Raw genomic sequence first — 25,276 nt, forward strand, 5'->3', positions numbered from 1 at the left:
CACGCCTAGCATGGTCATGCCGGCGAACGGATCGGACCCCGATCCGGCGCCGGCGGCACGCGCGGGTGCGTCGACGTCACGGCGCCGCGCCGTCGCGCGTCGCCATACCCTTGCAACGGCGGCGGACATGATCAAGCACTTCGATTACACGCTCGGCAACGAGACGATTGAGCTTTGCGCGAGCTTCGGCGCGGGCCCGGCGTTCCGCCGCGTGCTCGTGAGCCGCGCGGATTCGATGGAGACGCTGGTGGTGCTCGACGCGCGTGGCTTGTCGGGCCTGCTGAAGGTGGCGACCGAAGAGCCGGAAGGATTGCTCGACGATGCGATCCGCAAGGTCGGGGACGAACAACTCGTCGAGCGCGCGATCAACGGCAGGACGATCGTCGAAGCCGCGCTTTGACCGGGCGGCGCGTGCAGGCCGGCAGGGCCGGCCGCGGCGCGCCGCGTGGTGTCGTGTTGCGGCTTATGCGGCGAACCGGTCCGTCGCCGCGAGCAGCGCTTTCAGGATGCCTGGTTCGTTGTACGCGTGCCCGGCATCCGCGACGATTTCGAACGTCGCGTCGGGCCACGCCTTGGCGAGATCCCACGCGGTGCGCGCGGGCGTCGCGACGTCGTAGCGGCCCTGCACGATCACGCCCGGAATGCCGGAGAGGCGATGCGCGTCGCGCAGCAACTGGCCTTCGTCGACGAACCCGCGATTCACGAAGTAGTGGTTTTCGATCCGCGCGAACGCGAGCGCGTAGTGGCCGTCCGCGAAGTGCGCGGCCAGCGCCGGATCGGGCAGCAGCGTGATCGTGCGGCCTTCCCAGATGCTCCATGCGCGCGCGGCTTCGAGCTTCGCGGCTTCGTCGTCGCCCGTCAGCCGGCGGTGATAGGCGGCCATCAGGTCGCCGCGCTCGGCTTCCGGAATCGGCGCGAGGAAGGCTTCCCACAGGTCGGGGAACAGCCACGACGCGCCTTCCTGGTAGTACCACAGCAATTCCGCGCGACGCATCGTGAAGATGCCGCGCACGATGAGCGCGCTCACGCGTTGCGGATGCGTTTCCGCGTAGGCGAGGGCGAGCGCGCTGCCCCACGAGCCGCCGAACACGAGCCACTGCTCCGTGCCGACCATCTCGCGCAGGCGTTCGATGTCGGCCACCAGGTCCCAGGTCGTGTTGTTGTCCAGACTCGCATGCGGCGTCGAGCGTCCGCAGCCGCGCTGATCGAACAGCAGGATGTCGTAGCGCTCGGGATCGAACAGGCGGCGATGGTCGGGGCTGCAGCCCGCGCCCGGGCCGCCATGCAGGAACACCGCGGGCTTGCCGGCCGGGTTGCCGCAGCGCTCCCAGTAGATGCGATGGCCGTCGCCGGTGTCGAGGTGGCCGTGGGCGTAGGGTTCGATCGGTGGGTACACAGGCAGGCTCCGGTTCAGGGTCGACACGAGGGCGGATGCAGGGCCGGTGTGCGGGCGCGATACGCGCCATTCGCGCCATACGGAAAGCGCATGATGCGGCGCCGCAAAATTCGTTGTGCGGGCATCGGACCGGCCGCCGCCGGACAAGGCTTGTCATTATGCCCATTCATTCCGGCCGCTGCGCGCCGATCGGCACCCGTTTTGCGGGCCGGTATTCCGCGCCGCCGCCGCTCCGGCATTTTTTCGGCAATTTCATTTCGATATTTTTCAGACAGAATCCCGGCGGCGTATCGGCGCCGCCCGTCGCGGGCGCCGGCCTTCACATCGTCCCTCCACCGTGCCAACGGAAGCCCGCCGATGAACCATCGCGTCACGCAGTTGACCGGATTGCGCGCCGTCGCGGTGACGATGGTCGTCGTCGGCCATGCCGAGCACGTGCTGCCGGGCGGCTATACCGGCTGGTATGCGCCGCTGCGGCTGGTCGCCGACGGCCGGCTCGGCGTGCTGATCTTCTTCGTGCTCAGCGGCTTCCTGATCACCAGCGTGCTGCGCGCGGAGTTCGCGCGCACCGGCGGGATCGCGTTGACGCCGTTCTACGTGCGTCGTGCGCTGCGCATCTGGCCGGCCTGCTACGTGTATCTCGCGACCGTCGGTGTTCTCGCGATCGTCGGCTGGCTCGACGTCGACCGCCGCCAGTGGCTGTATGCGGCGCTGCATCTGTGGAACTACTCGGCGTGGTTCGGGCTGACCGGCGACAACGCGCTGCATCCGGACGGCGCGTGGTATCTCGGTCATTTCTGGTCGCTCGCGCTCGAGGAGCAGTTTTACTGGTTCTGGCCGCTGCTGTTCCTGTACGGTGCGCGTCGCCGCGGCACGCGCTGGCTGGCCGCGCTGATCCTGATCGTGCCGCTGGTGCGCGCGCTTACGTATTTCGTCGCGCCGGCGCTGCGCGGGCAGCTCGGGATGATGCTGCACACCGGCGTCGATCCGATCCTGATCGGTTGCTACGCGGCGCTCAATCGCGAACGGCTCGAAGCGTGGATCCGTTCATGGCGAAGCGAGACGTACATCGTGACGGCGCTCATCGTCATCGTGCTGTTCGGGATGCCGCTTGCCGAGCATCGGCTCGGCGGTTTCTGGAATGCTACCTATGGCGTGACGCTGGAAGCCGCGCTGATTGCGGTCGTGATCGTCGTGCTGAATTTCCGCGGCGAGTTCTGGTGCGCGCGGTGGTTGCGGGCCGCACCGGTCGTGTTCGTCGGCACGATCTCGTTCAGCCTCTATCTGTGGCAGCAGCCGTTCGCGAATCCGGATCTGCCGGTCGCGCATGGCTTTCCGCTCGGGATCGTATGGGCGTTGCTGGCCGCGAGCGCCAGTTACTTCGTCGTCGAGAAGCCGTTCCTGCGGCTGAAGGATCGCTTCGCCGCGCGCGAGGCACGACGCGTGAACGACGACGCACGGCGGATGCCGGCGTCGGGCGACGCGATCGGGCCGAAGGCGGTGGAGTAGGCGGGCGGGGTGGCCCACCGCAGTTTTACTTGAAGCGCTTCATCGCGACAGGCGAATACCAGAAGTTTCGGAACATGTCGATTCCGTACGTCTTGCCGTCGTAATGGACGATCGTTCGCGCGGTGCGCTTGCCCGTATCGGCGTAATCGCCGTCCTTGCGTTGCGTCTTCGTGATGTGGGCGGTGATCGACAGGTCCGCGAAGCCGTGGCTCGAAGTCTTCTCGACGGCAATCGTCATGCGTGCCTCTTCGCTGCTCGCGTCGCCGACACCCGGGCCGCAGGCTTCACCTTCGACGGCGACCCATCCATAGCGGTTGGTGCCGAACACCGGACGGATGCGGTTGCCTTCGCGCACCCACAGCGTCAGCTCCTCGCTGGCATCGGCATCGGGGCAGCTCGGCCCGCGGGCGCTGCTCGTGAACACGACGCCGAACGCACGCACGTCGGGCGACAGCCGGTAGGGTGCCGTATCGATCTGATAGCTGTGCTCGCCGATCTCCGTCGCGGCATCTTCCTCGACCACCGACCGTTCGGCCGCCACGACCTTGCCACCCTCGACGAGCGCGACGACCTGCAGCTTGTTGCTGTCGTCCGGGTTCTTGCTCTTCGGAAGCGAGTCGAATGCGGCGGCCACGATCGTTGTTTCCGGCGCGTTCGGCATGGCCTTGCACGCCGACGCGACGACGAGCCGGTCCGTGTCGCGCGCGGCGAGGCGTGCGTTCGTGATGCCGGCCCAGCGGGCGACGGCGACGAGGGTGGCGTCGTCGCAAGTCTGGGTGTCGGCGGCTTGAGCGGCGGGGGCGGCGGCGAGCGCCAGTAGCGGGGCGAAACGCAGGATTCTCATGGTCACGTTGGAAGAGGGTTTCACTGAGTTTTGCGGGTGTCGGTTACCGGTCCGAAGTGGACTGTCGAATTACCGGAAAGCGGTCATTCCAAATCTCGACTTTCGGCGCGCAGGTTTCCGGAATTTTTCCGGTGAAGCATTCGAACGCCGCCAGACAGATACTGCTTCACTTCTTGAGCTTTATCTGCTCACGGCATTTCGTCAAGAAAACACCCCAGAAGCTGGATTGGTGGCTAGCAAAAATCCATAACACGCCCTGTGCATTGGATTGGTGAACGAGAAATACGGTATTCTCCGAATCGCGCAAAACCAGCTCGAGCGCATGCACTTTGTTGTGGGCATCGTCAAGCGTTCAGCTTGGCGACTCGAATAATCCGCTAGGGGTAAAACAATTATGCTGTTGAGTCGAATCGCCATCTATGGCCTCGCCGCGTCCATTCTTGCTGGATGCGCGGTAGGCCGCACAACTGTCGACGTCTCCGCGCCTCAAGGCACAAACCCTGCGACGGGGAAGTACGTGCGCATTGACTCTGTCCAGGACAAACGCACTTTTACCGTCAAGCCTCCCAGCGCCGACATGGCGTCACTGGATTCTGATGAAGATTCTAGCGATGCATCGAAAGCTCGCGCGATCGGTCGGAAGAGAAACAGTTATGGCAAGGCACTCGGCGATGTGGTGCTTCCTGAAGGCAAGACGGTTTCCGGCCTCGTTGAAAGCGCATTGACTACGGGCTTTCAGGAGGCAGGTTACATTGTCGTAAAGCAAGGAGACCCCAACTTTGCCGCCGCCGCTCCGGTAACTGCGCAAGTAATCGAATTCTGGGCATGGTTCCAGCCCGGCTTCTGGTCCGTCACAACCAATCAGAAATCAGAATTGCAATTGTCAGGCGACGTCGGCGCACTTCATGGTGCTCAGGCCGTGAAGACTCACGTTAGCGATTCGAAGCAGGTCGTAGTTTCCAGCGACTGGCAAGAGATCGTGGAAAAAGGCTTGTCGGCGATTACCCAGCGGACAAAGGACCTGGTAAGCGGGAAGTAGCTCCCTCCAAGAGCGAACCATGTCGCTCGTCGTGAAGATGACTGAAGCGTCTGGCTCGCCGGTCCAGAACCGCAATCGGTATTTCGATATCAGATCGACGACGTCGAGCGGGATCCGACGTCGCTCGCAAAAGCGTGAAGACGATAATGCTCCCAGCCAAACAACGAGACGCACAGCTACGAAAGCTCTTTTCGCATAATGATCTACGGCGTCACGGTGAATGCCCCAAAGTGGCCGAACCCGGACAAATGTGCCAGTTTCCCGAAAACGCGAGTTGAACAAAAAAGGCCCGTGAGGGCCTTTTTTGTTCAACGGTGCAGGCAAGAACCTACCGCGTCAACGCCGTAAACCCATCCAGCAACCGATCGACATCGGCCGCCGCAATCGCGCCCATCGTCGAGATCCGGAACAGTTCCTTCGACAGCCCGCCTTGCCCCGCATAGATCACGAAGCCACGCGCCTTCAGCCCATCGTGCAGCGTTTCGTACGTAACGCCTTGCGGCAGCCGGTAAGCACGCAGCACGACCGACGAAGCACCTTCCGGCAGCACGAGCGGCATCCCGCGCGCCGCAAGCCCGGCCTGAGCCTGATCGGCAAGCGCCTTGTAGTGCGCATGCCGCGCCCGCCAGCCACCGGCTTCATCAAACTCGCGCAGCGCCTCGACGAGCGCGTAATACGCATGCACGGACGGCGTAAACGGCGTATTCCGCTGATCCTGCAGCTTCGCGAGACGACCAAGGTCAAGATAGTAAGTACGGCTCGCGGCCTTCGCGAGCGCGCTGCGGCGCACGATCACGAACGCCGCGCCCGGCACGCCGTGCAGGCACTTGTTCGCGGTCGCGGCAACCGCGTCGATCACGCCGCCGGCGAAATCGATTGCTTCGGCGCCAAAGCTGCTGACGCCGTCGACAAGCATCTTCACGCCACGCGCACGGCACACCTCGGCAATCGCACCGAGATCGTTCAATCGGCCCGTCGTCGTTTCGTGATGAATCACCGCGACGTGCGAATAGCCGCCCGCGTCGAGCCGCGCGGCGATCTGCGCGAGATCGGGTGCCTGCATCCATTCGTGCTTCAGCACGTCGTGCGCGATGCCGTATTGCGTCGCGATCTGCGTGATGCGCTCGCCGTACACGCCGTTCTCGATCACGAGCAGCTTGCCGTCCTGCGGCACGAGCGCCGCGACCATGCTTTCGACGGCGGCGGTGCCCGAGCCCGTCATCAGCACGGCGGCCCATTCGGCCGGATCGAGTTGGTAAGCGGCGACGAGGCGCGCACGCGCTTCATCCTGCAGATCGAAGAATTCGCTTTCGCGATGACACAGGTCGGGTTGCAGCAGGCTGCGGCGTACGCGTTCGGTCAGCGTTACCGGGCCGGGGTTCAGCAGCAGCATCAATGCGCTCCTTCGGCGTGGGCTTGCGCCTGTGCGGCGCCGATATGCCGCATCAGGCGGGTCTTCACTTCGACCGGCGTCACGGTCGGGCGGGGCAGGCCGTCGGGCACGCCGGTGCGAATCGCGAGTCGCACGAAGCGCGTGCCGTCGTTCGGGTTCGATGCGCCGAGCGCGGCATCGAGCACGTCGAGCGTGTCGCCTTCGACGGCCGACGCATAGCCGCATGCGGCCGCGACGCCCGCGAACGACACATGCCGCGACACCGTCGCCTGGCCGCCCGTCGATTCGTGCGCGCCGTTGTCGAGCAGCACGTGCGTGAGGTTGGACGGCCCGTAGGTGCCGAGGGTCGCGAACACGCCCATGCGCATCAGCGCGGCGCCGTCGCCGTCGACGGCCACCACGCGCAGGTCGGGGCGCGCGAGCGCGAGACCGAGCGCGAGCGGCGTCACGCAGCCCATCGAGCCGACCATGTACAACTGGTTCGGGCGATCGTCGATCGCATAGAGTTCGCGGCCGCAGAAACCGGTTGACGCGAGCACGACGGTCGAATCGACCGGCGTGTGCGCGATCACGCGTTGCAGTGCGTCCTGGCGGGTCGGCCAGACGGCAGGCGATTCCGCGCGGGCCGCCGACTGCGCGGCGACATGCGCACGCGGCGCGGCCGCCGGGTTCGCCTTCAGCTCATACGGCGCGACACTGCCTTTCTGCATCACGAGCGCGTACGGGCGGCCCGTTTCGTCCATGTGCGCGATCGCGCGGTCGAGCGCCGGGCCGACCTGTTCGGGGTCGGTCGGGAACGTCTCCCACGGAATCTCCATCGTGTCGAGCATCGCCGGCGTGATCGGGCCCATCAGCGCGTGCTGCGGCTCGTCGGACACGCCGGGCTGGCCGCGCCACGTGACGATCAGCAACTGCGGCAGCCGGAACGTCCACGTCAGCGACGTGAGCGGGCTCACCGCGTTGCCGAGGCCGGAGTTCTGCATCATCGCGATTCCGCGCTTGCCGCCGAGCGTGGCGCCCGCGATCAGCGCGACCGCGTCGCCTTCGTTCGCGGCCGACAGATAGTGCAGCGTCGGATCTTGCAGCACGTAATTGATGAACGGCGTCAGGTACGAGCAGGGCACGCCCGCGTACCAGTCGAAACCGCGCTCGCGCGCGGCCTCGACGAACTGGGCCGCTTCGATCATTGCGCGCTCCCGTTGCCGAGCGGCGTCTGGCCGTGCGCGAAGTCGCCCGCGCGGCGGAAGTCTTCCAGATCGTTGACGCCGCGCCAGTGGCCGTGCACGTACTGCACCTCGATCTTCTCGCCGGCGGCGATCAGTTCGTTGAGGAGCGTGGGGATGTCGAGCGTGTCGAAATCGGGGCGCGCCTGCAGCGTCGCGAGCATCGCCTTCAGGCGCTCGACGCCGGCGCCGCGCACGTTCAGCAGGCCGATCCAGCGGCCGTGCGGCGTGCCCGCGGCGACGTCGCTCGACACGCGTTGCAGGTAGGTTTTCTGACCGAACAGGCCGCGGTCGTCCGCAGCCGAGCAGAGCGCGAAATCGCGCACGCTCTGGTTGGTCGGCTCGGTGAGCGACGAATCGACGACGACGCTGAACTCGGCCTCGCTCTCCGCGAGGTCGCGCACGATGTAGCTGCGGAACAGCAGGTCGCCGTACGAGATCACGGTGTCGCCGGTCAGGCGTTCGGCCGCGCACGCGAGCGACGCGAGTTCGCCCGTCTGCGCGTGGCGCTCGTTGACGACGAGCTTGATGCCCGACGTGTCGATCGCGTCGGCACGATAGCCGCCGACCACGGTGATGTCGTTCACGCCGTGCGTCTTGAAGCCGTCGACGAGCCAGCGCAGCAGCGGCTTGCCGGCGACCGGCAGCATGACCTTGGGTTTATCTTCGGTCACGGCTTCGAGGCCCTTGCCGCGGCTCGCGGCGAGCACGATCGCCGCGTTCGACGCGCGCGACGACGACGACAGGTAGATGCGCTCGGCCGCCGAGTATTCGTCGGCGTCCTGCAGGCGGAAGATCTCGTTGACCGATGCGACGCGGTCTTCGACGTTGATCAGCGTCTGGTTCTCATGGATCTCGCGTGCGACGGACTGCATCGCCGATGCCGACGCGCGGATCAGGTGGTTCGCCCAGATCACGGTGCTGATGCCGGCCTGGCGGAACACGTCGGTCGGCGTGCTGTAGTACTTGGTCGGCACGATCACGAGCGGCGCCTTGCCGCTCCATTCGCGCGCGAACTGCAGGATCTCGTCCGGGCGCGACAGCTTGCTGTGGATCAGGATCGCGTCGGCGCCGGCTTCCGCGTACGCATTCGCGCGGCGCAGCGCCTCGTCCATCCCCCAGCCCGCGATCAGTGCCTCGACACGCGCGACGATCGAGAAGTCGGGATCGCTCTGCGAGTCCTTGCCGGCCTTGATCTTGCCGCAGAATTCGTCGATTTCCGCGAGCGGCTGGCGCTCGCCGCCGATGAAGCTGTTCGTTTTCGGGAACTGCTTGTCCTCGATGCACACGCCGGCGATGCCGCGCTGCTCGAGCTTCTTCACGAGGCGGCGCACGTTGTTGAAGTTGCCGTAGCCGGTGTCGCCGTCGAGCAGGATCGGCAGGTCGCTCGCGTCGGCCATGAATTCGAGCACGTCGACGACCTGGGTCCAGCTCGCTTCGTTGTTGTCGCGCACGCCGAACTGCGCGGAGATCGCGAGGCCCGACGCCCAGATCCCCTTGAAGCCGGCCTCGCGGACGATCCGCGCGGACAGGCCGTTGTGCGCTTCCATCAGGAATTCGAGTTCGTTGCTGACGAGCATGCGGCGCAGGCGCGCGCTGCGCGATTCGGAGAAGTTGGGTTCGCGTGCATTCATCGTGCGGCTCCTGCGGTCGTGCGTTGAATCAGGGGGAGGATTTCTTGCGTCGCGCGCGCGACGTCGTTCGGGAAGTCGATTTCGATCCACGGCGAACCGGTGACGTCGGCGACGTCGAACGAATGGCCGCCTTCGAGCAGCAGGTCGCGCACGGCTTCCTCGTGCGGCATGTTCGCGCGGCCGCTGTCGACGTAGCCCGCGACGATTTTCGCGAGGCGGCGCGCGGTGCCTTCGGTGAAGCGGAAGAAGCCGACCGACTCGCCGATCGTGTCGTAGTCGAGGTCGACCGCGAGCTGCTTGCGCAGCTCGACCGGCACGCCGTTCTTCAGGCACAGCTTCACGGGCTCGTCGCCGGCCTCGAAGTCGCGGTCGATCAGCAGGCGGTCGACCGCCTTGTCCTGATCGGCCACCAGCGCGTGCAGGATGTTCTCGTCGTACAGCACGTCGGCGTCCATCAGCAGCACGTCGCCGCCGCGCGTCATCGCATCGGCGACGGTGTGCACGGTCAGCACGCTGCCGAGGTCGTAGCGCTCGTTCAGCACGATCTCGGCGGTGCGGCCGAGGCGCTTCAGCTCCTGCTCGACCTTCTCGGACTGGAAGCCGAGCCCGAGCACGATTTCGTCGACGCCCGCGGCATCGAGCACGCGCAGATGGCGCTCGAGCAGCGATACGTCGTCGAAGCGCAGCAGGCACTTCGGGAACTGCGCTTCGGGCGGTTGTTGCAGGCGCAAGCCGAGGCCTGCCGCAAGAATGATGGCTCGCATGGGTTCTCCAACCAAAAAGCCGGCGGATCTGAACGATCAGTCGGCGAGCGGCTGCGGCGCACGGCGCCGCTGCCAGTTTCTTTCACTGAAATGCAGATAGAGCAGGCCGGGCAGGCCGAGCGCGAGCTCGCGCGCGCGCTTCGCGAGCGACAGCGCGAGCGCCGCGTCGGGCGGCAGGCCGACCAGCGGGGCGAGCAGCAGGTAACCGCCTTCCTGTGCGCCGAGCGAGCCGGGAATCGCGAACGCCGCACCGCGAATCGCCTGGCCGACGCTCTCGAGCAGCAGCGCGTCGAGCCAACTGACCGGGTGCCCGAGGAAGTGCAGCGCGAGCCACACTTCGGCGGTGCCGACGATCCAGCCGACGAGGCTCAATGCGAAGGTCTTCGCGACCTTCGCGCGATCGCGGTACAGCGCACCGACCGCGTCGTCGATCGCGTCCGCGCGGGTCGCCAGCGACGACCAGTCGCGCGGGCCGAGCAGCTTCGACGCGATGCGCAGCCCGCGGCCGAACAGCCCGCGCCGCTGCGCCGCGTAGAACGCGATGGCGAGCGCGCCGAGCACGCCGGTGGCGATCAGCGCGGGCGTGCGCAGATGCGCGACCGAATCGTGCGTCGCATAGAGACTGAACGCGGCGATGCCGATCAGCGCGAACGCCATCTGCGCGAGCGCCTGCATCGTCGTGCCGACGGTGACGGCGGCGGCCGCATCGGCCATGCGCGTGCCGCGCTGCGCGAGATGGCGCACCATCAGCACCGGGCCGCCGATCTGTCCGGCGGGCAGCAGGCTGTTCACCGATTCGCCGACCCAGCGCGCGCGCAGTGCGTTGCCGAGCTCGGCGCCCGGCTGGCCGTGGCGGAACATCACGGAAATCGCCATCGCGTCGATCACGAGCGGCACGACGTGGAATAGCGCGACGAGCGCGAGCCCCCAGCCTGCCGCGAGGAACGTCGACGCGACCGCGCCGACGCCTTGCCACGCGAGCAGGGCGACGAACAGTGCCGTTCCGAGCGACAGCAGGATCAGGCCGGCGCGTGTCATGACCCGCTCGTCCGTCGCGACGCCAGTTGCTTGAACACCTGGCGGAAACCGAAATACGCGATCGCGTCCTTCATGTTCGAGATGAAGCGCTTCCACGGCCGCATGCCGGGGTTCGTCACGTATTCGAACGTGAGCGACACGCGCATCTCGTTCTGGCCGAGCGGCGTGATGCGATGGCGCAGCTTGTCGCCGTCGAACAGCACGATGCCGCCGTCGGCGATCTGCACGGAGCCCGGTTCGTCGGGCACGTCCGGGTTGCGCGTGTGCAGCTCGTAGTCGAGCCGGCACGACGATTCGTCGATCACGCCGATCAGCAGCGTGTAGCGGCGGCCGTCGTAGTACGACGTGTCGTAGTGCCAGCCGATGTGGTCGCCCGGCTTCGTGTAGTAGTACAGCGCGTAAGCGTGCGGATCGTTGTCCGGCGACAGCATCAGCTTGTCGCCGGTGACCTTCTCCAGGAAGCCGAGCAGCGCCTTCGAGCGGTACAGTTCCGCGATGTACGGCGCCTGCTCGTCGATCGTATGACGGCTCACGCTGCCGCCCTGCTTGTGGCCGGGCAGGTAATTGCGGTTCAGGCCGGGCTGCATCGCGCGCGCGGCATCCGCGAGTTTTGCGTAGGCGTCGGGCGGCAGGAACGCGTCCAGATACAGGAACGACCCCTGGCGCGTGTAGTCGCCGCGCAGATGGTCGAGGTCAAGGCGGCCGACGCAGTCGGCCACGGTGCGATCGGGATCGGCCGCAACCGCGCGCGCAGGCGCGGGGCGTGCCGGGCTCAGCACGGAGTCGTCGCGCGTGCTAGGAGTCATTTGGAAGCCTGGATTTCGGTTGGATTCTGCGCGGCCGGGTTCTGCGGGCGGTTGTCGCGCCGCACGACGCGCCACCAGTCGATCACGACCCAGGCAGCGAACAGCGGGGCGCCGATCGACGCCGCGAGCAGAAACGGCTGGACGCCGTTGGTGAGGGTCACGAGCGGCAGCAGATAGAGCACGTCTTCCGTCTCGAAGCCGCCGGCGAATGCCTGCTTGGTGCCGGCCTTGCCCGCGATCGATTCGATCCGCATGCGCAGGAAGAAGATCAGCGCGACGGCCGCGCCGGCCGCCGCGCCGAGCAGCACCGGCGACGCGACCATCCGGCCGCCCTGGGCGACGACGCCGACGCCCATGCTGACGAACAGCGCGACCGTCACGAGCGCATCGGCCGCGAGGTCGTAAAAGTGACCGATCTTGCTGGTTTTGCCGCTGATGCGCGCGAGTTCGCCGTCGGTGTGGTCGACGAAGTTCGACAGCACGATCAGGAACGCGCCTGCGTTGCTCCAGCCGAAGCCGCCGTGCGCAAGGCACCAGGCGCCGGCGAGGCCGATCAGCAGACGGACGGTGGTGAGGTGATTCGGGGTGACGGGTGTGTCGACGAGCGGTCGGACGAGCGAGCGCGCCAGCCGCGCATCCCAGGTGCGTGGCAGGGGGGGCTCGGAGCGTGTTGCGGTTTTTCTTTGGTCCATCGGCGAAATATATACGGAATTGTAATTTGTTGCTTTTTATTCGATCAATGTCCTGACATGCGGGAGTGTTACCGCGTATTCCAGACACCGGCCGGTTGCGAACCGGAGGCGCGAAACGGTGTTCGGGCAGGCGGGCCATACCTGATCCAGTGCGGTGCGTGGCGCGACCGTCAAGGGCGCTCAGGCGTGCCGCACGGGCTCGACGGCGCTTCCATGCGTGTGCGGAGGGGGGCGTTGCGCGCGAGCACGGTTTGATATTGGTCAGGCCGGAAAAAACGGTGGCAGGCGACAATTGGCCGCGGCGATCGCGGGTCGATTCTTGCAAATTCATTACGGTCGTTCGCGCGGACAATGCGCGCGGGTTTCGGGGGATTGACGGTCAGCCGTTCGCAATAAGTGTTCGACCGATTCGCCGCTCGCTTTCGTGCACCTTTCGAGTGCATTCGCTGCGTGCGCAGCGCAGCGCGTCGAGGGTTCGCGCCTGTCACAGAACGGCCGTTCGATACCCGATACATTCGGCAAGTATCTTTTGCATTCGGCGGACATTTCGCGGCGATGCCCTCTGCGATACTCCGACCGTGCCTGTGGTGCCGGCCGCTCCATGCGGCCCCAAGGGCTTCGCGTCGCTCCGGAGACACCCCCCGCGACGTCAACGACAGACCAAAAGCGTCAGATAACCAGCCATGTCTTCTTCACGCATCCTCGCTCCCGCCCTGCGTTCGCTCGTCCGCACCGCCGACGAAGCCGCCGCGCTGATCCGCCCCGGCATGACCGTCGCCATGAGCGGCTTCACCGGCTCGGGCTATCCGAAGGCCGTGCCGGCCGCGCTCGCCGCGCATATCGACGCGGCGCACGCGCGCGGCGAGGACTTCCGGATCAACGTCCTGACGGGTGCCTCGACCGCGCCGGAACTCGACGGCGCGCTCGCCCGCACCAACGGCATCTCGATGCGCCTGCCGTACCAGTCCGACCCGACGCTGCGCGACAAGATCAACAGCGGCGAAGTCGACTACCAGGACGTCCACCTGAGCCACGTCGCGCAATACGCATGGTTCGGGCTGTACGGCGAGCTCGACGTCGCGATCGTCGAAGTCGCGGGCATCCGCGAGGACGGGCTGCTGATTCCGTCCGCGTCGATCGGCAACAACAAGACGTGGCTCGAGCAGGCGAAGCACGTGATCCTCGAGGTCAACTCGCGCCAGCCGCTCGGCCTCGACGGGATGCACGACGTCTACTACGGCACCGCGCTGCCGCCGCACCGCAAGCCGATTCCGCTGACGAAAAGCGACGACCGCATCGGCGAGCCGTACCTGCGCTGCCCGGCCGACAAGATCGTCGCGATCGTCGAGACCGATGCGCCGGACCGCAGCAACGCATTCTCCGCGCCGGACGCCACGTCGAAGCAGATCGCGCATCAGCTGATCGACTTCCTGCGCCACGAAGTGAAGCGCGGCCGCCTGCCGGAAAACCTGCTGCCGCTGCAGTCGGGCGTCGGCAACATCACGAACGCGGTGCTCGCGGAACTGAGCTCGGCCGGCTTCTCGAACCTGACCGCTTACACCGAGGTGATCCAGGACGGCATGCTCGACCTGCTCGACGACGGCACGCTGAGCTTCGCGTCGGCCACGGCGCTGTCGCTGAGCCCGGCCGCCGTGCAGCGTTTCGCCGACGAGATCGCGACGTTCCGCGAAAAGATCCTGCTGCGCCCGCAGGAGATCAGCAACCATCCGGAACTCGTGCGCCGCCTCGGCTGCATCGCGATGAACGGGATGATCGAAGCCGACATCTACGGCAACGTGAATTCGACGCACGTGATGGGCACGAAGATCCAGAACGGCATCGGCGGCTCGGGCGACTTCGCGCGCAACGGCTACCTGTCGTGCTTCATGTCGGCCAGTACCGCGAAGGGCGGCGCGATCTCGCGGATCGTGCCGATGGCGAGCCACGTCGATCACACCGAGCACGATGTCGCGGTGGTCGTCACCGAACAGGGGCTCGCGGATCTGCGCGGCCTGTCGCCGAAGCAGCGCGCGCGCAAGGTCATCGCGACCTGCGCGCATCCGGATTACCGGCCGATGCTCGAGGACTACTTCGAGCGCGCGTCGCGCGAGAGCTTCGGCAAGCACACGCCGCATCTGCTCGCCGAAGCGCTGTCGTGGCACGAACGCTACGTGCGCACCGGCACGATGAAGGCCTGACGGGAGGTTTGACACGACACACCGGGCGCGCGACGCGTGCGCCCGGCGTGCCGTCAATCCATCGCCGCGTGCGAGACGTCGACGCTCGCCGTTTTCTGCGGCGGGCGGATCAGCAGCAACAGCGGGATCATCAGCAGCGTCGCGACGAACATCAGCTTGAAGTCGTTCAGGTACGCGATCATCGCGGCCTGCTGGTTGATCGTGCGGTCGAGCAGCGCGATGTCCAGATGGCTGCCGGCCATCGCCTGCACGGCCGGGTTGAACGGCGTGATGTGGGTCGCGAGGTCGGCGTGCGCGACCTGCGTGTTGCGCGTCATCAGCGTCTGCACGATCGAGATGCCGATACTGCTGCCGATGTTGCGCATCAGGCTGTAGGTTGCGGTGCCGTCCGCACGCAGCTCGGGCGTCAGCGTCGAGAACGACAGCGCGCTCAGCGGCACGAACACCAGCCCCAGCCCGAAGCCCTGGACCACGCCGGGCCACACGATGTCCGCCTCGGACAGCACGATCGTGTACTGCATCATCTGCCATAGCGCGAGCGCGGAAATCGCCAGCCCGGCGAGCAGCAACGCGCGCGCGTCCACGTATTTCAATAATCGCCCGACGAACAGCATCGCGATCATCGTGCCTGCGCCGCTCGGCGCGGTGACGAGGCCCGTCGTCGCGACCGGATAGCCCATCAGGTTCTGCAGCATCGGCGGCAACAGCGCACGCGTCGCATACAGCACCGCGCCGACGACGAAGATGAACAGCGTGCCGGTCGCGAAGTTCGGGTCGCGCAGCAATTCCGACTTGAAGAACGACGCCTTGCCGACGGTCGCCGTATGCACGAGGAAGAACGCGAAGCTGAGCGCCGCGACGAGCGCTTCGATGCGGATCTCGTACGAGCCGAACCAGTCGAGCTGTTCGCCGCGGTCGAGCATCGCCTGGAACGCACCGATCGCGAGCGCGAGCGTCGCGAAGCCGAACGCGTCGAATTTCACGTGCGGGCGCGGCGCGCGCGCGGGCAGGAAGGTCAGCACGCCGGCCAGCGCGAACGCGCCGATCGGCACGTTGATGAAGAACACCCAGCGCCAGTTGTAGCTGTCGGTGAGCCAGCCGCCGAGCGTCGGGCCGAGGATCGGGCCGACCATCACGCCCATCCCCCAGATCGCCATCGCCTGACCCTGCTTCTCGCGCGGGTTGATGTCGAGCAGGATCGATTGCGACAGCGGCACCAGCGCGGCGCCGAACACGCCCTGCAGCAACCGCGCGCCGACGATCTGCACGAGCGATTCGGACAGCCCGCACAGCGCGGACGCGATCGTGAAGCCGGCGATCGAGATCGTCAGCAGCCGCTTCATGCTGAGCCGGTCGGACAGCCAGCCGGTCAGCGGCGTCGCGATCGCCGCGGCCACGATGTACGAGGTCAGTACCCAGGTGATTTCGTCCTGCGACGCGGACATCGTGCCCTGCATGTGCGGCAGCGCGACGTTCGCGATCGTGCTGTCGAGCGTCTGGATCAGCGTCGCGAGCATGATCGACAGGGTCAGCATCGGCCGATTGAGGGCGGGCGGCGAGGCGGCAGCGTCGGCGGCGGGGGGATTCAAGCGGTGTCTCCGTGGAGCGGTCGCCGTGGGCGGCGATCCGGTATGACCAGAATTATAAGCACGCTTATTATATTCGTGCTCATCGCCGTACCTGTGTCGCGCGGGCCATGAACGGCTTGACCCTATAATCGCCCGATGGACAAGACCTACGAGAACCGGATCGGCTACCTGATTTCCGACGTGGCCCGTTTGCAAGGACGCCTGTTCGACCGGCGCGCGAAGCGCCTCGGGCTCACGCGCGCGCAAAGCCGCGTGCTCGCGTATCTCACGTGGAAAGGCGAGATGAATCAGGCGCGGCTTGCGGAATGGCTCGAGATCACGCCGATCTCGCTGACGCGGCTGCTCGACCGGATGGAAAGCTACGGCTGGATCGAGCGGATCGCGAACGACGACGATCGCCGCGCGTTCGTGATCCGGCTGACCGACAAGTCGCGCGCGATCTTTCCGCAGATGCTGGAAGTGGGCGATACCGTGTCCGACGACGGGCTGCGCGGGTTCACCCCCGACGAGCGCGACACGCTGGTGCGCCTGCTCGGGCGCGTGCGCCACAACCTGATCGACAGCGGCGGCGAATGATGCGGGCGTCCGTCTGGACGCACCGTTTGCAACGACAATAAAGAGAACACTGAGAGATGACACAGGCACGACGAATCGGCCGCAAGACCCGTATTGTCCTTTTCACCGCGCTCGCGCTGATCCTGATCCTCGGGATCGGCATCGTCTGGCTCGCGCGGGACGACGATGCGCCCGTGACGTTCGACGAGGCGATGGCGAAGGCGAAGCTCGGCGACCCGGTCGGCGAATACAACGTGGGCGTGATGTACGAGACCGGCAACGGCGTCGAGCGCAATGTCGACGAAGCCGCGAAGTGGTACAGGCGTGCGGCCGATCACGGCGATTCGTCCGCGCAGAACAATCTCGGCACGCTTTACGAAGACGGCACCGGCGTCCCGCAAAGCGCGTCGGAGGCCGTGGGCTGGTATCGGCGCTCGGCCGCGCAGGACAACGCGAGCGCGTGGGGCAATCTTGGCCGCGCGTACGAGGATGGGCGAGGCGTGCCGCAGGATCTGGCGGAGGCGGTGCGGTTCTACCGGCTTGCGGCCGAACATGGCTCGGCCAAAGGGCAATTGTTCCTCGGGATGATGTACGACGACGGCAAGGGCGTGCCGCAGGATTACGCGGAAGCCGCGAAATGGTATCGACGGGCGGCCGAGCAGGACAACCCGAAGGCGCAGAACAGCCTCGGCTATCTGTACGACGTCGGGCACGGGGTGCCTCAGAGCGATACCGACGCATTCGACTGGTATCGGCGTGCCGCGGAACAGGGCAATGCGAACGCGCAGAACAATCTCGGCCTGATGTATGAAAACGGGCAGGGCGTGCGCAAGGACGACGTCGAAGCCGTGAGCTGGTACCGGCTGGCTGCCGAGCAGGGCATCGCATCGTCGCTGTTTCGCCTTGGCCTGAGGTACTACTCGGGTGGCGGCGTCGACCACGATCCGATTGCCGCGAATGCGCTGTTCGGTCTGGCCGCAGCGGCGGGCGATACGCGTGCGCAGGCGTATCTCGATCAGGGCGCGAAACTCACGGCGCCGGCCGATATCGAGAAAGCCGCAAAGCTGAAGGCGGCAATGAGCCGGCCGGGCAAGCTGCTCGACGCGCTCGATCATTACGAGGAAACGGCGCAACGCAGCGATGGCGGGTGACGTCTCGACGGCCGCTCCGCTTCGATGGACGTGGAGCGCGCTTTCTCCGCCGGGCGGCGGTCGCGCGACCGTTTTCGGTCTGGTCCGTCAGTACCCCGGCGCGGACAGCGCGACCGCAGCCAGATAAAGCCCCGCGCCGAACACCAGATGCGTGACGATGCTGCGCCGGCGCGCGATGCCCGGCTGCGGCGTGCGCGATGCGGCGACGCCAAAGCCGAATGCCGGCTGCATCACGAAGAACGGCGCGGCGACGCTGGCCAGGCCCGCGACGAGCGCGGGCACGGGCGTCGGCGTGCCGACCCATTCCGTGCCGGCGATCGCGACGGGCAGCATCGCGAACGCGGCTCCGATCGCGTAATGCGCGACCCAGCCGAACGCCCGTTCGCCCGGCACGGGCGTCGCGGCGGCGATCGACGCGTGCCGGAACCGGCCGCGCATCATGTGGCCGAGCCAGCGGCCGACCAGCGCGTAATCGAGCGACGGAATCCCGAACATCCTGCGCCGGAACAGCGTCCACAAATCCATCAGGAGCGTCGCGCCTGCGCCGATCAGCAGGATGCGCAGCAGGAGGTCGGGCGACGTCATCGCGCGCCTTTGCAGGGAAGGGCGGCGGCTGCGTGGCGCAACGGGCGGCGGGGCGGTTTCGGCGGTGTCATGGCGGTCCGGGCTTGTGTTGAAGGATGCGAGCGACTATCTTGCAACTTCAAGTTCACTTGAGGTCAAGCATGAGTCGTCTGGACATCGCCGATGTCGCGCGCCGCTCGGGATTGCCCGCGTCGACGCTGCGTTACTACGAGGAAAAGGGCTTGATCGTGCCGATGGGGCGTCACGGGCTGCGACGCCAATACGACGAGTCGGTGCTGGAGCGCCTCGCGCTGATCGCGCTCGGCCGCGAGGCCGGTTTTTCGCTGGACGACATTCTCGCGATGTTCGGCGAGGACGGCCGGCCCGCGATCGATCGCGCGAAGCTCGACGACAAGGCCGACGAGCTCGATCGCACGATCCGCCGTCTCGGTGCGGTGCGCGACGCGTTGCGGCATGCGGCCGTCTGCCCGGCGCCGAGCCATCTCGAGTGCCCGTCGTTTCGCAAGCTGCTGCGTATCGCCGCGCATCGTCATCCGGCGCGCCGTGCAAAGGCGGAGGGGGCGTAGGCGGCCTGGCCGGGCAGCATTGCGCAACGGTCCGCCGCACCCGGCGAGTGCGCCGCGCGCGTCATCCCGCGTAATACATGCGGCATTCCATCTCGCGTCCGCGCACGATGCGCTTGCCGACGAGCGTACCGAGCGTTTCGGTGACGATCGTCCGCTGATGCTCGCATTGCAACGCATCGTAGAAGTAGAGCGCGACCCAGTCCGCCGTGCGAACGGCGTCCTGCGGGCGCGCGGGATACGGGCACAGCGCGGTGAAATGCCAGCCGCCTTTCGTCAGGTGCATCACCGGCGGCGACACGCTGACGTCCGCGTTCACGCGCCGGGGCACGAGCGTCGGCAGGATGCCGGCGGCGGCCTTGTTGCGATACAGGCGATCGATGTAAAGCAGCAGTTCGACGGGCGGTTCGGTGCCGGGGTCGGCGTTGCGCGCGTGGCCTTGCCAGCGGCGGCGCCGGGTCAGTACGTCGTCGAGCGCGGCGCGGATGCCGGCCGCGCGGCGCGGGCCGACGCCCGCGATCGCCTCGAGCTGGCCGCTGCGGGCCGCACGTTCGAGATCCTCGAGCGTATCGATATGCAACTGGTCGTGTATTCGCAGCGCGAGCGCGTGGCCGATGCCCGGCACGGCTTCGAAGGCGGATGCGCGTTCCGCTGCGCCGCGCAGCCGGTCGAGCAGGCGCCAGCGCCCGGTCACCAATAGCTCGGCGATCGCTTGCGCGACGCCCGTGCCGGTCTCCGGCAGCGCACCGAGCGCATCGACGCCGCCCGCTTCGAAGCGGGTGCGCAGGCCGTCGTCGAGCGACTCGATCGTGTCGGCCGACGCGCGGTATGCGGCAACCCGATAGGGATTGGCGCCCTGGTCGGCAAGCAGCTGCGCGGCTTCGCGCAGGCATGCCGCGATCTGCCGGTTTTCCTCGTTCGTCTCGCTGACGCTCGTCTGCATGGAGAGGGGCCCCGGAAAGCGCAAACGGAATGGACGCGGCGCGTCATGCGACGGTCTGTCTTGCATTTCAGCACATTGTCGCGGCAAGCGACGAACAAAACTTGATGCACATCAATGGCAAACGTTGCGCGGGCGGAACCGGATCGCGCGCGGCACTGTCGCGTTCGTGCCGGGGTGGGCACCAACGCGCGGCCGCGCGCCGCAACCGGTTACGCGTCGAGGAACGCGTGCGCGCCTTCGGCCTCGGCGGCCGTGCGCAGCGTCGCGAGCGCGCGTTTCTCGATCTGCCGCACGCGTTCGCGCGACATCCCCGCGTCCTGCGCGATCGCGTCGTAGGTGTCGGGCTCGGCGCCGCCGAGACCGAACCGCCGGCGCAGCACGTCGGCCTCGGCCGGCGTGACGGAGCGCAGCAGCGACGTCACGCATTCGTGCATGCGCGTGTTCGCCAGCCGCTCGAACGGACTCGCCGAAGCCTGGTCCTCGATCAGGTCGACGAGGCCGGTGTCCGTGTCGGGCATCGGCGTGTCGAGCGACAGCGGCTCCGCCGGCAGCGCGAGCACGGCGCGCAGCTTGTCCTCGGCCATTCCGGTTTCGGCGGCGAGCTCGGCCGGCGTCGCGCGACGGCCCGTGCGCTGGCGGAAACGCAATGCATGCCGCTGCACGCGCTGGTACTGGTCGCCGACGTGCACGGGCACGCGGATCGTGCGCGAGCGGTCGGCGACCGCGCGCGCGACCGCCTGCCGGATCCACCAGGTCGCGTAGGTCGAAAACTTGAAGCCGCGCCGGTATTCGAACTTCTCGATCGCACGCATCAACCCGAGGCAGCCGTCCTGCACGAGGTCCGGCAGTTCGATGCCGCGGTTCATGTACTTGCGCGCGATCGACAGCACGAGCCGCAGGTTCGCTTCCAGCATCGCGCGGGTGCCGTCGCGCACTTTCTGCTGACCGTCGCTCAGCGCGGCGCCGAGTGCCCGCCGCGCGACCGAGTCGAAGCAGGCGGTGTCGCTGCCGGCGGGCGTGTCCGGCGCATCGGCCGGCGTGGACGCGAGCGTACGCACGACGCGGCTCGCGTCGTCGACGGCCGGTGCAACCCATGCCAGCGTATCGAGCAACGCGGCGAGCCGGTTGCGCGCGTCGCGGTATTCGGTCGAGCGGCAGCCTTGCGCATGCAATGCGCCGCGCACGGCCGCGACCGCGTCGAGCAGCGTGTCGTTGCGCGCGGGGGCGGGCGTGTCGGCGTCCTTGGCGTCCTTGACGTCATCGCCTTCGTCGTCGGCCGCGCCGGTTGCGCCCGTTGCGCCGTGGCGCGCGAGCAGCACGTCGACCGCCGCCGGACAACCGGCGAGCGCATGCAGGATCTGATGGCGGCCTGTTTCGATTTCGCGCGCGAGCACGATTTCGTCTTCGCGCTTGAGCAGCGGCACCGCATGGATGCGCCGCATGTAGAGCGCGAGCGGATCGGTCGACGCGCTCGTGCCGCGGGCGAGCTCGCCGAGCAGCGCGCGGCCCTCGTCGAGCGCGTCGCGATCGACGTCGACCGGCGCCGCGCCCGCGAACGGCACCGGCGCGGCCGGCTCGTCGAGCACGGCAATGCCGATGTCCGCCAGCGCGGCGCGCACGACGTCCAGCGCGTCGGGGCTGTCGCTTTCGGGCGGCAGCGCGTCGACGAGATCGGCGTGCGTCAGATAACCCTGCTCGCCGGCAAGGGCCAGCAACTGGATGATCGGATCGAGGGGCGTGTCCGCCCGGAGTGTGGGGCGTGGCGTAGTCATGTCGATGGCGGCGCGAGCCGCGTTCCTGTCTGGGCGGGCCGAAGTCCGCGGGTTTCAGGCTGCCGGTGCCCGCGAACGCCCGTCCGCGCCGGAAGTCTGACTAGGTTCAAGTTGAGGGCATTCGCGCGAACTTCAACGTCGGCGCGGCAGACGCGAGAGCACGCGGCGTGCCCGCGGCGGCCGGAACCGTCGTTCGGTGCGGGAAACAAAAAGTAACCGATCATACCCGCGGAAATATGCAGGGGACGTAAGCTAGAGGCAGGCGCGCGCCATGCGGCGGCGCAAGGATTCCTGCGGAGCAATACATGAACGCTATCACTGCCGCGAGGCCGATCGCCATGGCACTGGCCATGCTGACGCTGAGCGGCTGCTATTACACGGGGCCGTATGGTTATGGGCCGTATTACGCACCCGTGCCTGCCACGGTGACGCAGCGGGCATTGCCGGTTGCGCCGGCGAGCCCGGCGCCGTCCGTCTCGTCGGCGCCTGCTGCGCCAACAGTGCCGGCCGCTCCGCCGCCGGCGGATGACTATGCGCAGGCCCCGGCCTATGCCGCGCCGGCCTACGTGCCGTACCCGGCCTACTATCCCGCGTATTACCCGGGCTGGTACGGCCCGCCCGTCACGATCGGCCTCGGCTTCTGGGGGCACTGGGGCGGCGGATACCGGGGCGGATACTGGCGCCGCCCGTGGGGCGGCGGCCACTGGGGGGGCGGACATTGGGGCGGTGGCCATCGACACTGACCGGCGCGCGGCGGCACCGCGCGGGAGAGCATCATGAGCAATACCATCATTCGAAGTCTGTGCGCCGTTCTCTTCGGCATCGCGGCCATACCGGGCATCGCCGACGCACAGAGCAGCGCCTACACGAACTCGGCGGCCGAACTGTATGCCGGGCCCGCGCCCGATTACCCGGTCGTCGCACAGATCCCGCCCGGCACCGCGCTGGACGTGTTCGGCTGCCTGAACGACTACTCGTGGTGCGATGTCGCGCTGCCGGGCGTGCGCGGCTGGATCGACGCGGAGCAGCTCGACTACCCGTACCAGGGCAACTACGTGCCGTTGCTTCAGTACGGCGCGATCATCGGCGTGCCGATCACCGGGTTCGCGATCGGCGCGTACTGGGATCGCTACTACCGGAACCGGCCGTGGTTCCACGACCGCGATCGCTGGGAGCATCGCCCCGAGCCGCGGGTTGGCCCGGGTGGGAGGCCGCCGGCACAGGGGCGCCCGCAGCCGGGCGGCCCGATCCTGCACGCGCCGGGCGGTGCGCAGCATGATGCACGGCCGTCGGCCACGCGCGGCGGCTGGAACGGCCCGAACCGCGCGCCGGCGCCGATGCCGATGCCGGGTGCCCCCGGCAATGCGCATGCGCCGAGCCCGCCGCCGGCTGCGCCGAGTGGCGGGCCGCGGATGATGGTGCCGCAGGGGCATCAGGGCGGCGGCGGTTATGCACGCCCGCAAGGCGGCGGAAACGGCGGCGGAAACCACGGTGGCGGTGGAGGAGGCGGTGGTGGCCACGATGAATTCCGCCATTGACTGACGCCGCCGGTGCCGCGGCCCCGCCGGCGCCGGACGAAAAAAAGCCGCTCCGGGGAGCGGCGTCCTGATCAGGCGGGCGGGCCGTTCGCACGCCCGCCGTCTTGCATCAGTCGTCGAGCAGCGACAAGTCGCGCACGGCGCCCTTGTCGGCCGACATCACGAGCTTCGCATAGGCCTTCAGCGCCGCGGACACCTTGCGCGGGCGCGGTTGCGCCGGCTTCCAGCCCTTCGCGTTCTGCTCTTCGCGGCGGCGCGCGAGTTCCTCGTCCGACACCAGCACGTCGATCGTGCGATTCGGGATGTCGATGCGGATCTTGTCGCCGTCGCGCACGAGGCCGATCGCGCCGCCCGCTGCCGCTTCCGGCGAGCAGTGGCCGATCGACAGGCCCGACGTACCGCCCGAGAAGCGGCCGTCCGTCAGCAGCGCGCACGCCTTGCCGAGACCCTTCGACTTGATGTAGCTCGTCGGGTACAGCATTTCCTGCATGCCCGGGCCGCCCTTGGGGCCTTCGTAGCGCACGATCACGATGTCGCCGGCCTTGACCTTGTCGTTCAGGATGTTCTCGACGGCTTCGTCCTGCGACTCGGTCACGTGGGCCGAGCCCTCGAACACGTGGATGCTCTCGTCGACGCCGGCCGTCTTCACCACGCAGCCGTCGAGCGCGATGTTGCCGGTCAGCACGGCGAGGCCGCCTTCCTTCGAGAACGCATGCTCGTACGAGCGGATGCAGCCTTCGGCGCGATCGACGTCGAGGCTCGGCCAGCGCGTGTTCTGGCTGAACGCGACCTGCGTCGGAATCCCGGCCGGGCCGGCGAGGTAGAACGTGCGGACCGCTTCGTCCTGCGTGCGGACGATGTCCCACTGGTCGAGCGCATCCTTCAGCGTCGGCGCGTGCACGGTCGGCACGTCGGTGTGCAGCTTGCCGGCGCGCTCGAGCTCGCCGAGGATCGCCATGATGCCGCCGGCGCGGTGCACGTCTTCGATGTGGTACTTGTTCGTGTTCGGCGCGACCTTGCACAGCTGCGGCACGGTGCGCGACAGGCGATCGATATCCTTCATCGTGAAGTCGATGCCGGCTTCCTGCGCGATTGCCAGCAGGTGCAGGATGGTGTTGGTCGAACCGCCCATCGCGATGTCGAGCGTCATCGCGTTTTCGAACGCCTTGAAGCCGACCGAGCGCGGCAGCGCGCGCATGTCGTCCTGCTCGTAGTGCTGGCGCGTGAGTTCGACGATGCGGCGGCCGGCGCGCTTGAACAGCTGCTCGCGATCGGCGTGCGTCGCGACGACCGTGCCGTTGCCGGGCAGCGACAGGCCGAGCGCTTCGGTCAGGCAGTTCATCGAGTTCGCGGTGAACATGCCCGAGCACGAACCGCAGGTCGGGCAGGCCGAGCGTTCGACTTCGGCGACGTCCGCATCCGAATACGACTGGTCGGCGGCGATCACCATCGCGTCGACGAGGTCGAGCTTCTTCAGTTCGACGGTCTTGGTCACCGGGTTCGCGAGGCGCGTCTTGCCGGCTTCCATCGGGCCGCCCGACACGAAGATCACCGGGATGTTCAGGCGCATCGCGGCCATCAGCATCCCCGGGGTGATCTTGTCGCAGTTCGAGATGCAGACCATCGCGTCCGCGCAGTGCGCGTTCACCATGTATTCGACCGAGTCGGCGATGATGTCGCGGCTCGGCAGCGAATAGAGCATGCCGTCATGGCCCATCGCGATGCCGTCGTCGACGGCGATCGTGTTGAATTCCTTCGCGACGCCGCCCGCGGCTTCGATTTCGCGCGCGACGAGCTGGCCGAGATCCTTCAGGTGCACGTGCCCCGGCACGAATTGTGTGAACGAGTTGACGACCGCGATGATCGGCTTCGAGAAATCGTCGTCTTTCATGCCGGTGGCGCGCCACAGCGAGCGCGCACCTGCCATGTTGCGGCCGGCGGTGGAGGTTTTGGAACGGTATGTGGGCATGGTGATGGCTGAAGAAATATCGCGGAAAAGGGTGGAGGCACGGGAATAAAGGCCTCTCTCGCGCCCGTGCGAACA

Annotated in this window: 24 protein-coding genes; 10 read left to right on the top strand and 14 right to left on the bottom strand. The window is 67.3% G+C overall.

Features of this window, described 5'->3' with window-relative positions; translation table 11 throughout:
- The first annotated feature begins 127 nt into the window (after nucleotides 1-127).
- Nucleotides 128-400, top strand: a complete 273-nt coding sequence (locus DCN14_RS05930) for a hypothetical protein (protein WP_096499343.1) — start codon at nucleotides 128-130, stop codon at nucleotides 398-400.
- A 63-nt stretch (nucleotides 401-463) separates the two neighbouring features.
- Here DCN14_RS05930 and pip read toward each other — a convergent pair whose 3' ends face one another.
- Nucleotides 464-1,396 (bottom strand): prolyl aminopeptidase, encoded by a 933-nt coding sequence (gene pip / locus DCN14_RS05935; RefSeq protein WP_096499341.1) that lies wholly within the window; start codon nucleotides 1,394-1,396, stop codon nucleotides 464-466.
- Between the two features lie 357 nt (nucleotides 1,397-1,753).
- On the opposite strand from pip, the gene DCN14_RS05940 reads away from it, so the two are divergent.
- Entirely contained in the window at nucleotides 1,754-2,905 is a 1,152-nt protein-coding gene (locus DCN14_RS05940) for an acyltransferase (RefSeq protein ID WP_096499150.1), read from the top strand.
- Nucleotides 2,906-2,930: 25 nt separating this feature from the next.
- Here the strand turns inward: DCN14_RS05940 and DCN14_RS05945 are convergent, their stop codons facing one another.
- On the bottom strand, nucleotides 2,931-3,749 hold the full coding sequence (locus DCN14_RS05945; RefSeq protein WP_096499148.1) for a multidrug ABC transporter ATPase: 819 nt from the start codon (nucleotides 3,747-3,749) through the stop codon (nucleotides 2,931-2,933).
- Between DCN14_RS05945 and DCN14_RS37865 the strand changes: the two genes are divergently transcribed.
- Together DCN14_RS37865 and DCN14_RS05950 are read left to right on the top strand one after the other, a co-directional pair.
- The gene (locus DCN14_RS37865; protein WP_143331622.1) at nucleotides 3,748-3,999 is read left to right on the top strand and encodes a hypothetical protein; all 252 of its coding nucleotides are present in this window, start codon (nucleotides 3,748-3,750) and stop codon (nucleotides 3,997-3,999) included. The two genes, DCN14_RS05945 and DCN14_RS37865, sit on opposite strands and share 2 nt — an antisense overlap.
- A 144-nt stretch (nucleotides 4,000-4,143) precedes the next feature.
- The gene (locus tag DCN14_RS05950) at nucleotides 4,144-4,788 is read left to right on the top strand and encodes a flagellar biosynthesis protein (RefSeq protein ID WP_096499146.1); all 645 of its coding nucleotides are present in this window, start codon (nucleotides 4,144-4,146) and stop codon (nucleotides 4,786-4,788) included.
- 328 nt (nucleotides 4,789-5,116) lie between these two features.
- Here DCN14_RS05950 and DCN14_RS05955 read toward each other — a convergent pair whose 3' ends face one another.
- Genes DCN14_RS05955 through DCN14_RS05985 form a run of 7 tightly spaced genes read right to left on the bottom strand, consistent with a single transcriptional unit; the run spans nucleotide 5,117 to nucleotide 12,338 of the window.
- The gene (locus DCN14_RS05955; protein WP_096499144.1) at nucleotides 5,117-6,181 is read right to left on the bottom strand and encodes a 2-aminoethylphosphonate aminotransferase; all 1,065 of its coding nucleotides are present in this window, start codon (nucleotides 6,179-6,181) and stop codon (nucleotides 5,117-5,119) included.
- Nucleotides 6,181-7,368, bottom strand: a complete 1,188-nt coding sequence (gene aepY / locus DCN14_RS05960; RefSeq protein ID WP_096499142.1) for a phosphonopyruvate decarboxylase — start codon at nucleotides 7,366-7,368, stop codon at nucleotides 6,181-6,183. The genes DCN14_RS05955 and aepY overlap by 1 nt, the downstream gene beginning before the upstream one ends.
- Nucleotides 7,365-9,038: a phosphoenolpyruvate mutase gene (gene aepX, locus DCN14_RS05965; RefSeq protein WP_096499140.1), complete on the bottom strand. Its 1,674-nt coding sequence runs from the start codon at nucleotides 9,036-9,038 to the stop codon at nucleotides 7,365-7,367. The genes aepY and aepX overlap by 4 nt, the downstream gene beginning before the upstream one ends.
- Nucleotides 9,035-9,802, bottom strand: coding sequence for a phosphocholine cytidylyltransferase family protein (locus tag DCN14_RS05970; RefSeq protein WP_096499138.1), 768 nt, complete (start codon nucleotides 9,800-9,802; stop codon nucleotides 9,035-9,037). The genes aepX and DCN14_RS05970 overlap by 4 nt, the downstream gene beginning before the upstream one ends.
- 36 nt (nucleotides 9,803-9,838) lie before the next feature.
- Nucleotides 9,839-10,840: an HpnL family protein gene (locus DCN14_RS05975; protein ID WP_096499136.1), complete on the bottom strand. Its 1,002-nt coding sequence runs from the start codon at nucleotides 10,838-10,840 to the stop codon at nucleotides 9,839-9,841.
- Nucleotides 10,837-11,646 (bottom strand): 2OG-Fe(II) oxygenase, encoded by an 810-nt coding sequence (locus DCN14_RS05980; protein WP_096499134.1) that lies wholly within the window; start codon nucleotides 11,644-11,646, stop codon nucleotides 10,837-10,839. The genes DCN14_RS05975 and DCN14_RS05980 overlap by 4 nt, the downstream gene beginning before the upstream one ends.
- Nucleotides 11,643-12,338, bottom strand: coding sequence for a CDP-alcohol phosphatidyltransferase family protein (locus DCN14_RS05985; RefSeq protein ID WP_096499132.1), 696 nt, complete (start codon nucleotides 12,336-12,338; stop codon nucleotides 11,643-11,645). The genes DCN14_RS05980 and DCN14_RS05985 overlap by 4 nt, the downstream gene beginning before the upstream one ends.
- A 683-nt stretch (nucleotides 12,339-13,021) precedes the next feature.
- On the opposite strand from DCN14_RS05985, the gene DCN14_RS05990 reads away from it, so the two are divergent.
- Nucleotides 13,022-14,536, top strand: coding sequence for an acetyl-CoA hydrolase/transferase family protein (locus DCN14_RS05990; RefSeq protein ID WP_096499130.1), 1,515 nt, complete (start codon nucleotides 13,022-13,024; stop codon nucleotides 14,534-14,536).
- 53 nt (nucleotides 14,537-14,589) lie between these two features.
- Here DCN14_RS05990 and DCN14_RS05995 read toward each other — a convergent pair whose 3' ends face one another.
- Entirely contained in the window at nucleotides 14,590-16,071 is a 1,482-nt protein-coding gene (locus DCN14_RS05995; protein WP_096499339.1) for a DHA2 family efflux MFS transporter permease subunit, read from the bottom strand.
- Between the two features lie 189 nt (nucleotides 16,072-16,260).
- Between DCN14_RS05995 and DCN14_RS06000 the strand changes: the two genes are divergently transcribed.
- Together DCN14_RS06000 and DCN14_RS06005 are read left to right on the top strand one after the other, a co-directional pair.
- Nucleotides 16,261-16,701, top strand: coding sequence for a MarR family transcriptional regulator (locus DCN14_RS06000; protein WP_096499128.1), 441 nt, complete (start codon nucleotides 16,261-16,263; stop codon nucleotides 16,699-16,701).
- A 56-nt stretch (nucleotides 16,702-16,757) separates the two neighbouring features.
- Nucleotides 16,758-17,831: a tetratricopeptide repeat protein gene (locus DCN14_RS06005; RefSeq protein WP_096499126.1), complete on the top strand. Its 1,074-nt coding sequence runs from the start codon at nucleotides 16,758-16,760 to the stop codon at nucleotides 17,829-17,831.
- 87 nt (nucleotides 17,832-17,918) lie between these two features.
- Here DCN14_RS06005 and DCN14_RS06010 read toward each other — a convergent pair whose 3' ends face one another.
- Nucleotides 17,919-18,416: a DUF2938 domain-containing protein gene (locus DCN14_RS06010; RefSeq protein ID WP_096499124.1), complete on the bottom strand. Its 498-nt coding sequence runs from the start codon at nucleotides 18,414-18,416 to the stop codon at nucleotides 17,919-17,921.
- A gap of 140 nt (nucleotides 18,417-18,556) precedes the next feature.
- Between DCN14_RS06010 and DCN14_RS06015 the strand changes: the two genes are divergently transcribed.
- The gene (locus DCN14_RS06015) at nucleotides 18,557-18,982 is read left to right on the top strand and encodes a helix-turn-helix domain-containing protein (RefSeq protein WP_096499122.1); all 426 of its coding nucleotides are present in this window, start codon (nucleotides 18,557-18,559) and stop codon (nucleotides 18,980-18,982) included.
- Between the two features lie 61 nt (nucleotides 18,983-19,043).
- Here the strand turns inward: DCN14_RS06015 and DCN14_RS06020 are convergent, their stop codons facing one another.
- Together DCN14_RS06020 and DCN14_RS06025 are read right to left on the bottom strand one after the other, a co-directional pair.
- Nucleotides 19,044-19,922: a helix-hairpin-helix domain-containing protein gene (locus DCN14_RS06020; protein WP_096499120.1), complete on the bottom strand. Its 879-nt coding sequence runs from the start codon at nucleotides 19,920-19,922 to the stop codon at nucleotides 19,044-19,046.
- 209 nt (nucleotides 19,923-20,131) lie between these two features.
- On the bottom strand, nucleotides 20,132-21,694 hold the full coding sequence (locus DCN14_RS06025) for a sigma-70 family RNA polymerase sigma factor (protein ID WP_096499118.1): 1,563 nt from the start codon (nucleotides 21,692-21,694) through the stop codon (nucleotides 20,132-20,134).
- 305 nt (nucleotides 21,695-21,999) lie between these two features.
- On the opposite strand from DCN14_RS06025, the gene DCN14_RS06035 reads away from it, so the two are divergent.
- Both DCN14_RS06035 and DCN14_RS06040 read left to right on the top strand, forming a co-directional pair.
- Nucleotides 22,000-22,437 (top strand): hypothetical protein, encoded by a 438-nt coding sequence (locus tag DCN14_RS06035; protein WP_096499116.1) that lies wholly within the window; start codon nucleotides 22,000-22,002, stop codon nucleotides 22,435-22,437.
- Nucleotides 22,438-22,470: 33 nt separating this feature from the next.
- Nucleotides 22,471-23,232: an SH3 domain-containing protein gene (locus DCN14_RS06040; protein WP_096499114.1), complete on the top strand. Its 762-nt coding sequence runs from the start codon at nucleotides 22,471-22,473 to the stop codon at nucleotides 23,230-23,232.
- A 109-nt stretch (nucleotides 23,233-23,341) separates the two neighbouring features.
- Here the strand turns inward: DCN14_RS06040 and ilvD are convergent, their stop codons facing one another.
- The gene (gene ilvD, locus DCN14_RS06045) at nucleotides 23,342-25,201 is read right to left on the bottom strand and encodes a dihydroxy-acid dehydratase (protein ID WP_096499112.1); all 1,860 of its coding nucleotides are present in this window, start codon (nucleotides 25,199-25,201) and stop codon (nucleotides 23,342-23,344) included.
- Between the last annotated feature and the right edge of the window lie 75 nt (nucleotides 25,202-25,276).

Source organism: Burkholderia sp. IDO3 (assembly GCF_003366075.1).
GTDB classification, from domain to species: domain Bacteria; phylum Pseudomonadota; class Gammaproteobacteria; order Burkholderiales; family Burkholderiaceae; genus Burkholderia; species Burkholderia anthina.

What these genes read in the sequence shown, in the direction of transcription:
- DCN14_RS05995 (WP_096499339.1), bottom strand. Translation starts at nt 16,071, where the DNA reads ATGCTGACCCTGTCGATCATGCTCGCGACGCTGATCCAGACGCTCGAC.
- ilvD (WP_096499112.1), bottom strand. Translation starts at nt 25,201, where the DNA reads ATGCCCACATACCGTTCCAAAACCTCCACCGCCGGCCGCAACATGGCA.
- aepY (WP_096499142.1), bottom strand. Translation starts at nt 7,368, where the DNA reads ATGATCGAAGCGGCCCAGTTCGTCGAGGCCGCGCGCGAGCGCGGTTTC.
- DCN14_RS06025 (WP_096499118.1), bottom strand. Translation starts at nt 21,694, where the DNA reads ATGACTACGCCACGCCCCACACTCCGGGCGGACACGCCCCTCGATCCG.
- DCN14_RS05950 (WP_096499146.1), top strand. Translation starts at nt 4,144, where the DNA reads ATGCTGTTGAGTCGAATCGCCATCTATGGCCTCGCCGCGTCCATTCTT.
- DCN14_RS05955 (WP_096499144.1), bottom strand. Translation starts at nt 6,181, where the DNA reads ATGCTGCTGCTGAACCCCGGCCCGGTAACGCTGACCGAACGCGTACGC.
- DCN14_RS06000 (WP_096499128.1), top strand. Translation starts at nt 16,261, where the DNA reads ATGGACAAGACCTACGAGAACCGGATCGGCTACCTGATTTCCGACGTG.
- DCN14_RS06015 (WP_096499122.1), top strand. Translation starts at nt 18,557, where the DNA reads ATGAGTCGTCTGGACATCGCCGATGTCGCGCGCCGCTCGGGATTGCCC.
- DCN14_RS06020 (WP_096499120.1), bottom strand. Translation starts at nt 19,922, where the DNA reads ATGCAGACGAGCGTCAGCGAGACGAACGAGGAAAACCGGCAGATCGCG.
- DCN14_RS06005 (WP_096499126.1), top strand. Translation starts at nt 16,758, where the DNA reads ATGACACAGGCACGACGAATCGGCCGCAAGACCCGTATTGTCCTTTTC.
- DCN14_RS06035 (WP_096499116.1), top strand. Translation starts at nt 22,000, where the DNA reads ATGAACGCTATCACTGCCGCGAGGCCGATCGCCATGGCACTGGCCATG.
- DCN14_RS05975 (WP_096499136.1), bottom strand. Translation starts at nt 10,840, where the DNA reads ATGACACGCGCCGGCCTGATCCTGCTGTCGCTCGGAACGGCACTGTTC.
- DCN14_RS37865 (WP_143331622.1), top strand. Translation starts at nt 3,748, where the DNA reads ATGGTCACGTTGGAAGAGGGTTTCACTGAGTTTTGCGGGTGTCGGTTA.
- DCN14_RS05930 (WP_096499343.1), top strand. Translation starts at nt 128, where the DNA reads ATGATCAAGCACTTCGATTACACGCTCGGCAACGAGACGATTGAGCTT.
- DCN14_RS06010 (WP_096499124.1), bottom strand. Translation starts at nt 18,416, where the DNA reads ATGACGTCGCCCGACCTCCTGCTGCGCATCCTGCTGATCGGCGCAGGC.
- DCN14_RS05945 (WP_096499148.1), bottom strand. Translation starts at nt 3,749, where the DNA reads ATGAGAATCCTGCGTTTCGCCCCGCTACTGGCGCTCGCCGCCGCCCCC.
- DCN14_RS05990 (WP_096499130.1), top strand. Translation starts at nt 13,022, where the DNA reads ATGTCTTCTTCACGCATCCTCGCTCCCGCCCTGCGTTCGCTCGTCCGC.
- DCN14_RS05985 (WP_096499132.1), bottom strand. Translation starts at nt 12,338, where the DNA reads ATGGACCAAAGAAAAACCGCAACACGCTCCGAGCCCCCCCTGCCACGC.
- DCN14_RS06040 (WP_096499114.1), top strand. Translation starts at nt 22,471, where the DNA reads ATGAGCAATACCATCATTCGAAGTCTGTGCGCCGTTCTCTTCGGCATC.
- DCN14_RS05970 (WP_096499138.1), bottom strand. Translation starts at nt 9,802, where the DNA reads ATGCGAGCCATCATTCTTGCGGCAGGCCTCGGCTTGCGCCTGCAACAA.
- DCN14_RS05940 (WP_096499150.1), top strand. Translation starts at nt 1,754, where the DNA reads ATGAACCATCGCGTCACGCAGTTGACCGGATTGCGCGCCGTCGCGGTG.
- DCN14_RS05980 (WP_096499134.1), bottom strand. Translation starts at nt 11,646, where the DNA reads ATGACTCCTAGCACGCGCGACGACTCCGTGCTGAGCCCGGCACGCCCC.
- aepX (WP_096499140.1), bottom strand. Translation starts at nt 9,038, where the DNA reads ATGAATGCACGCGAACCCAACTTCTCCGAATCGCGCAGCGCGCGCCTG.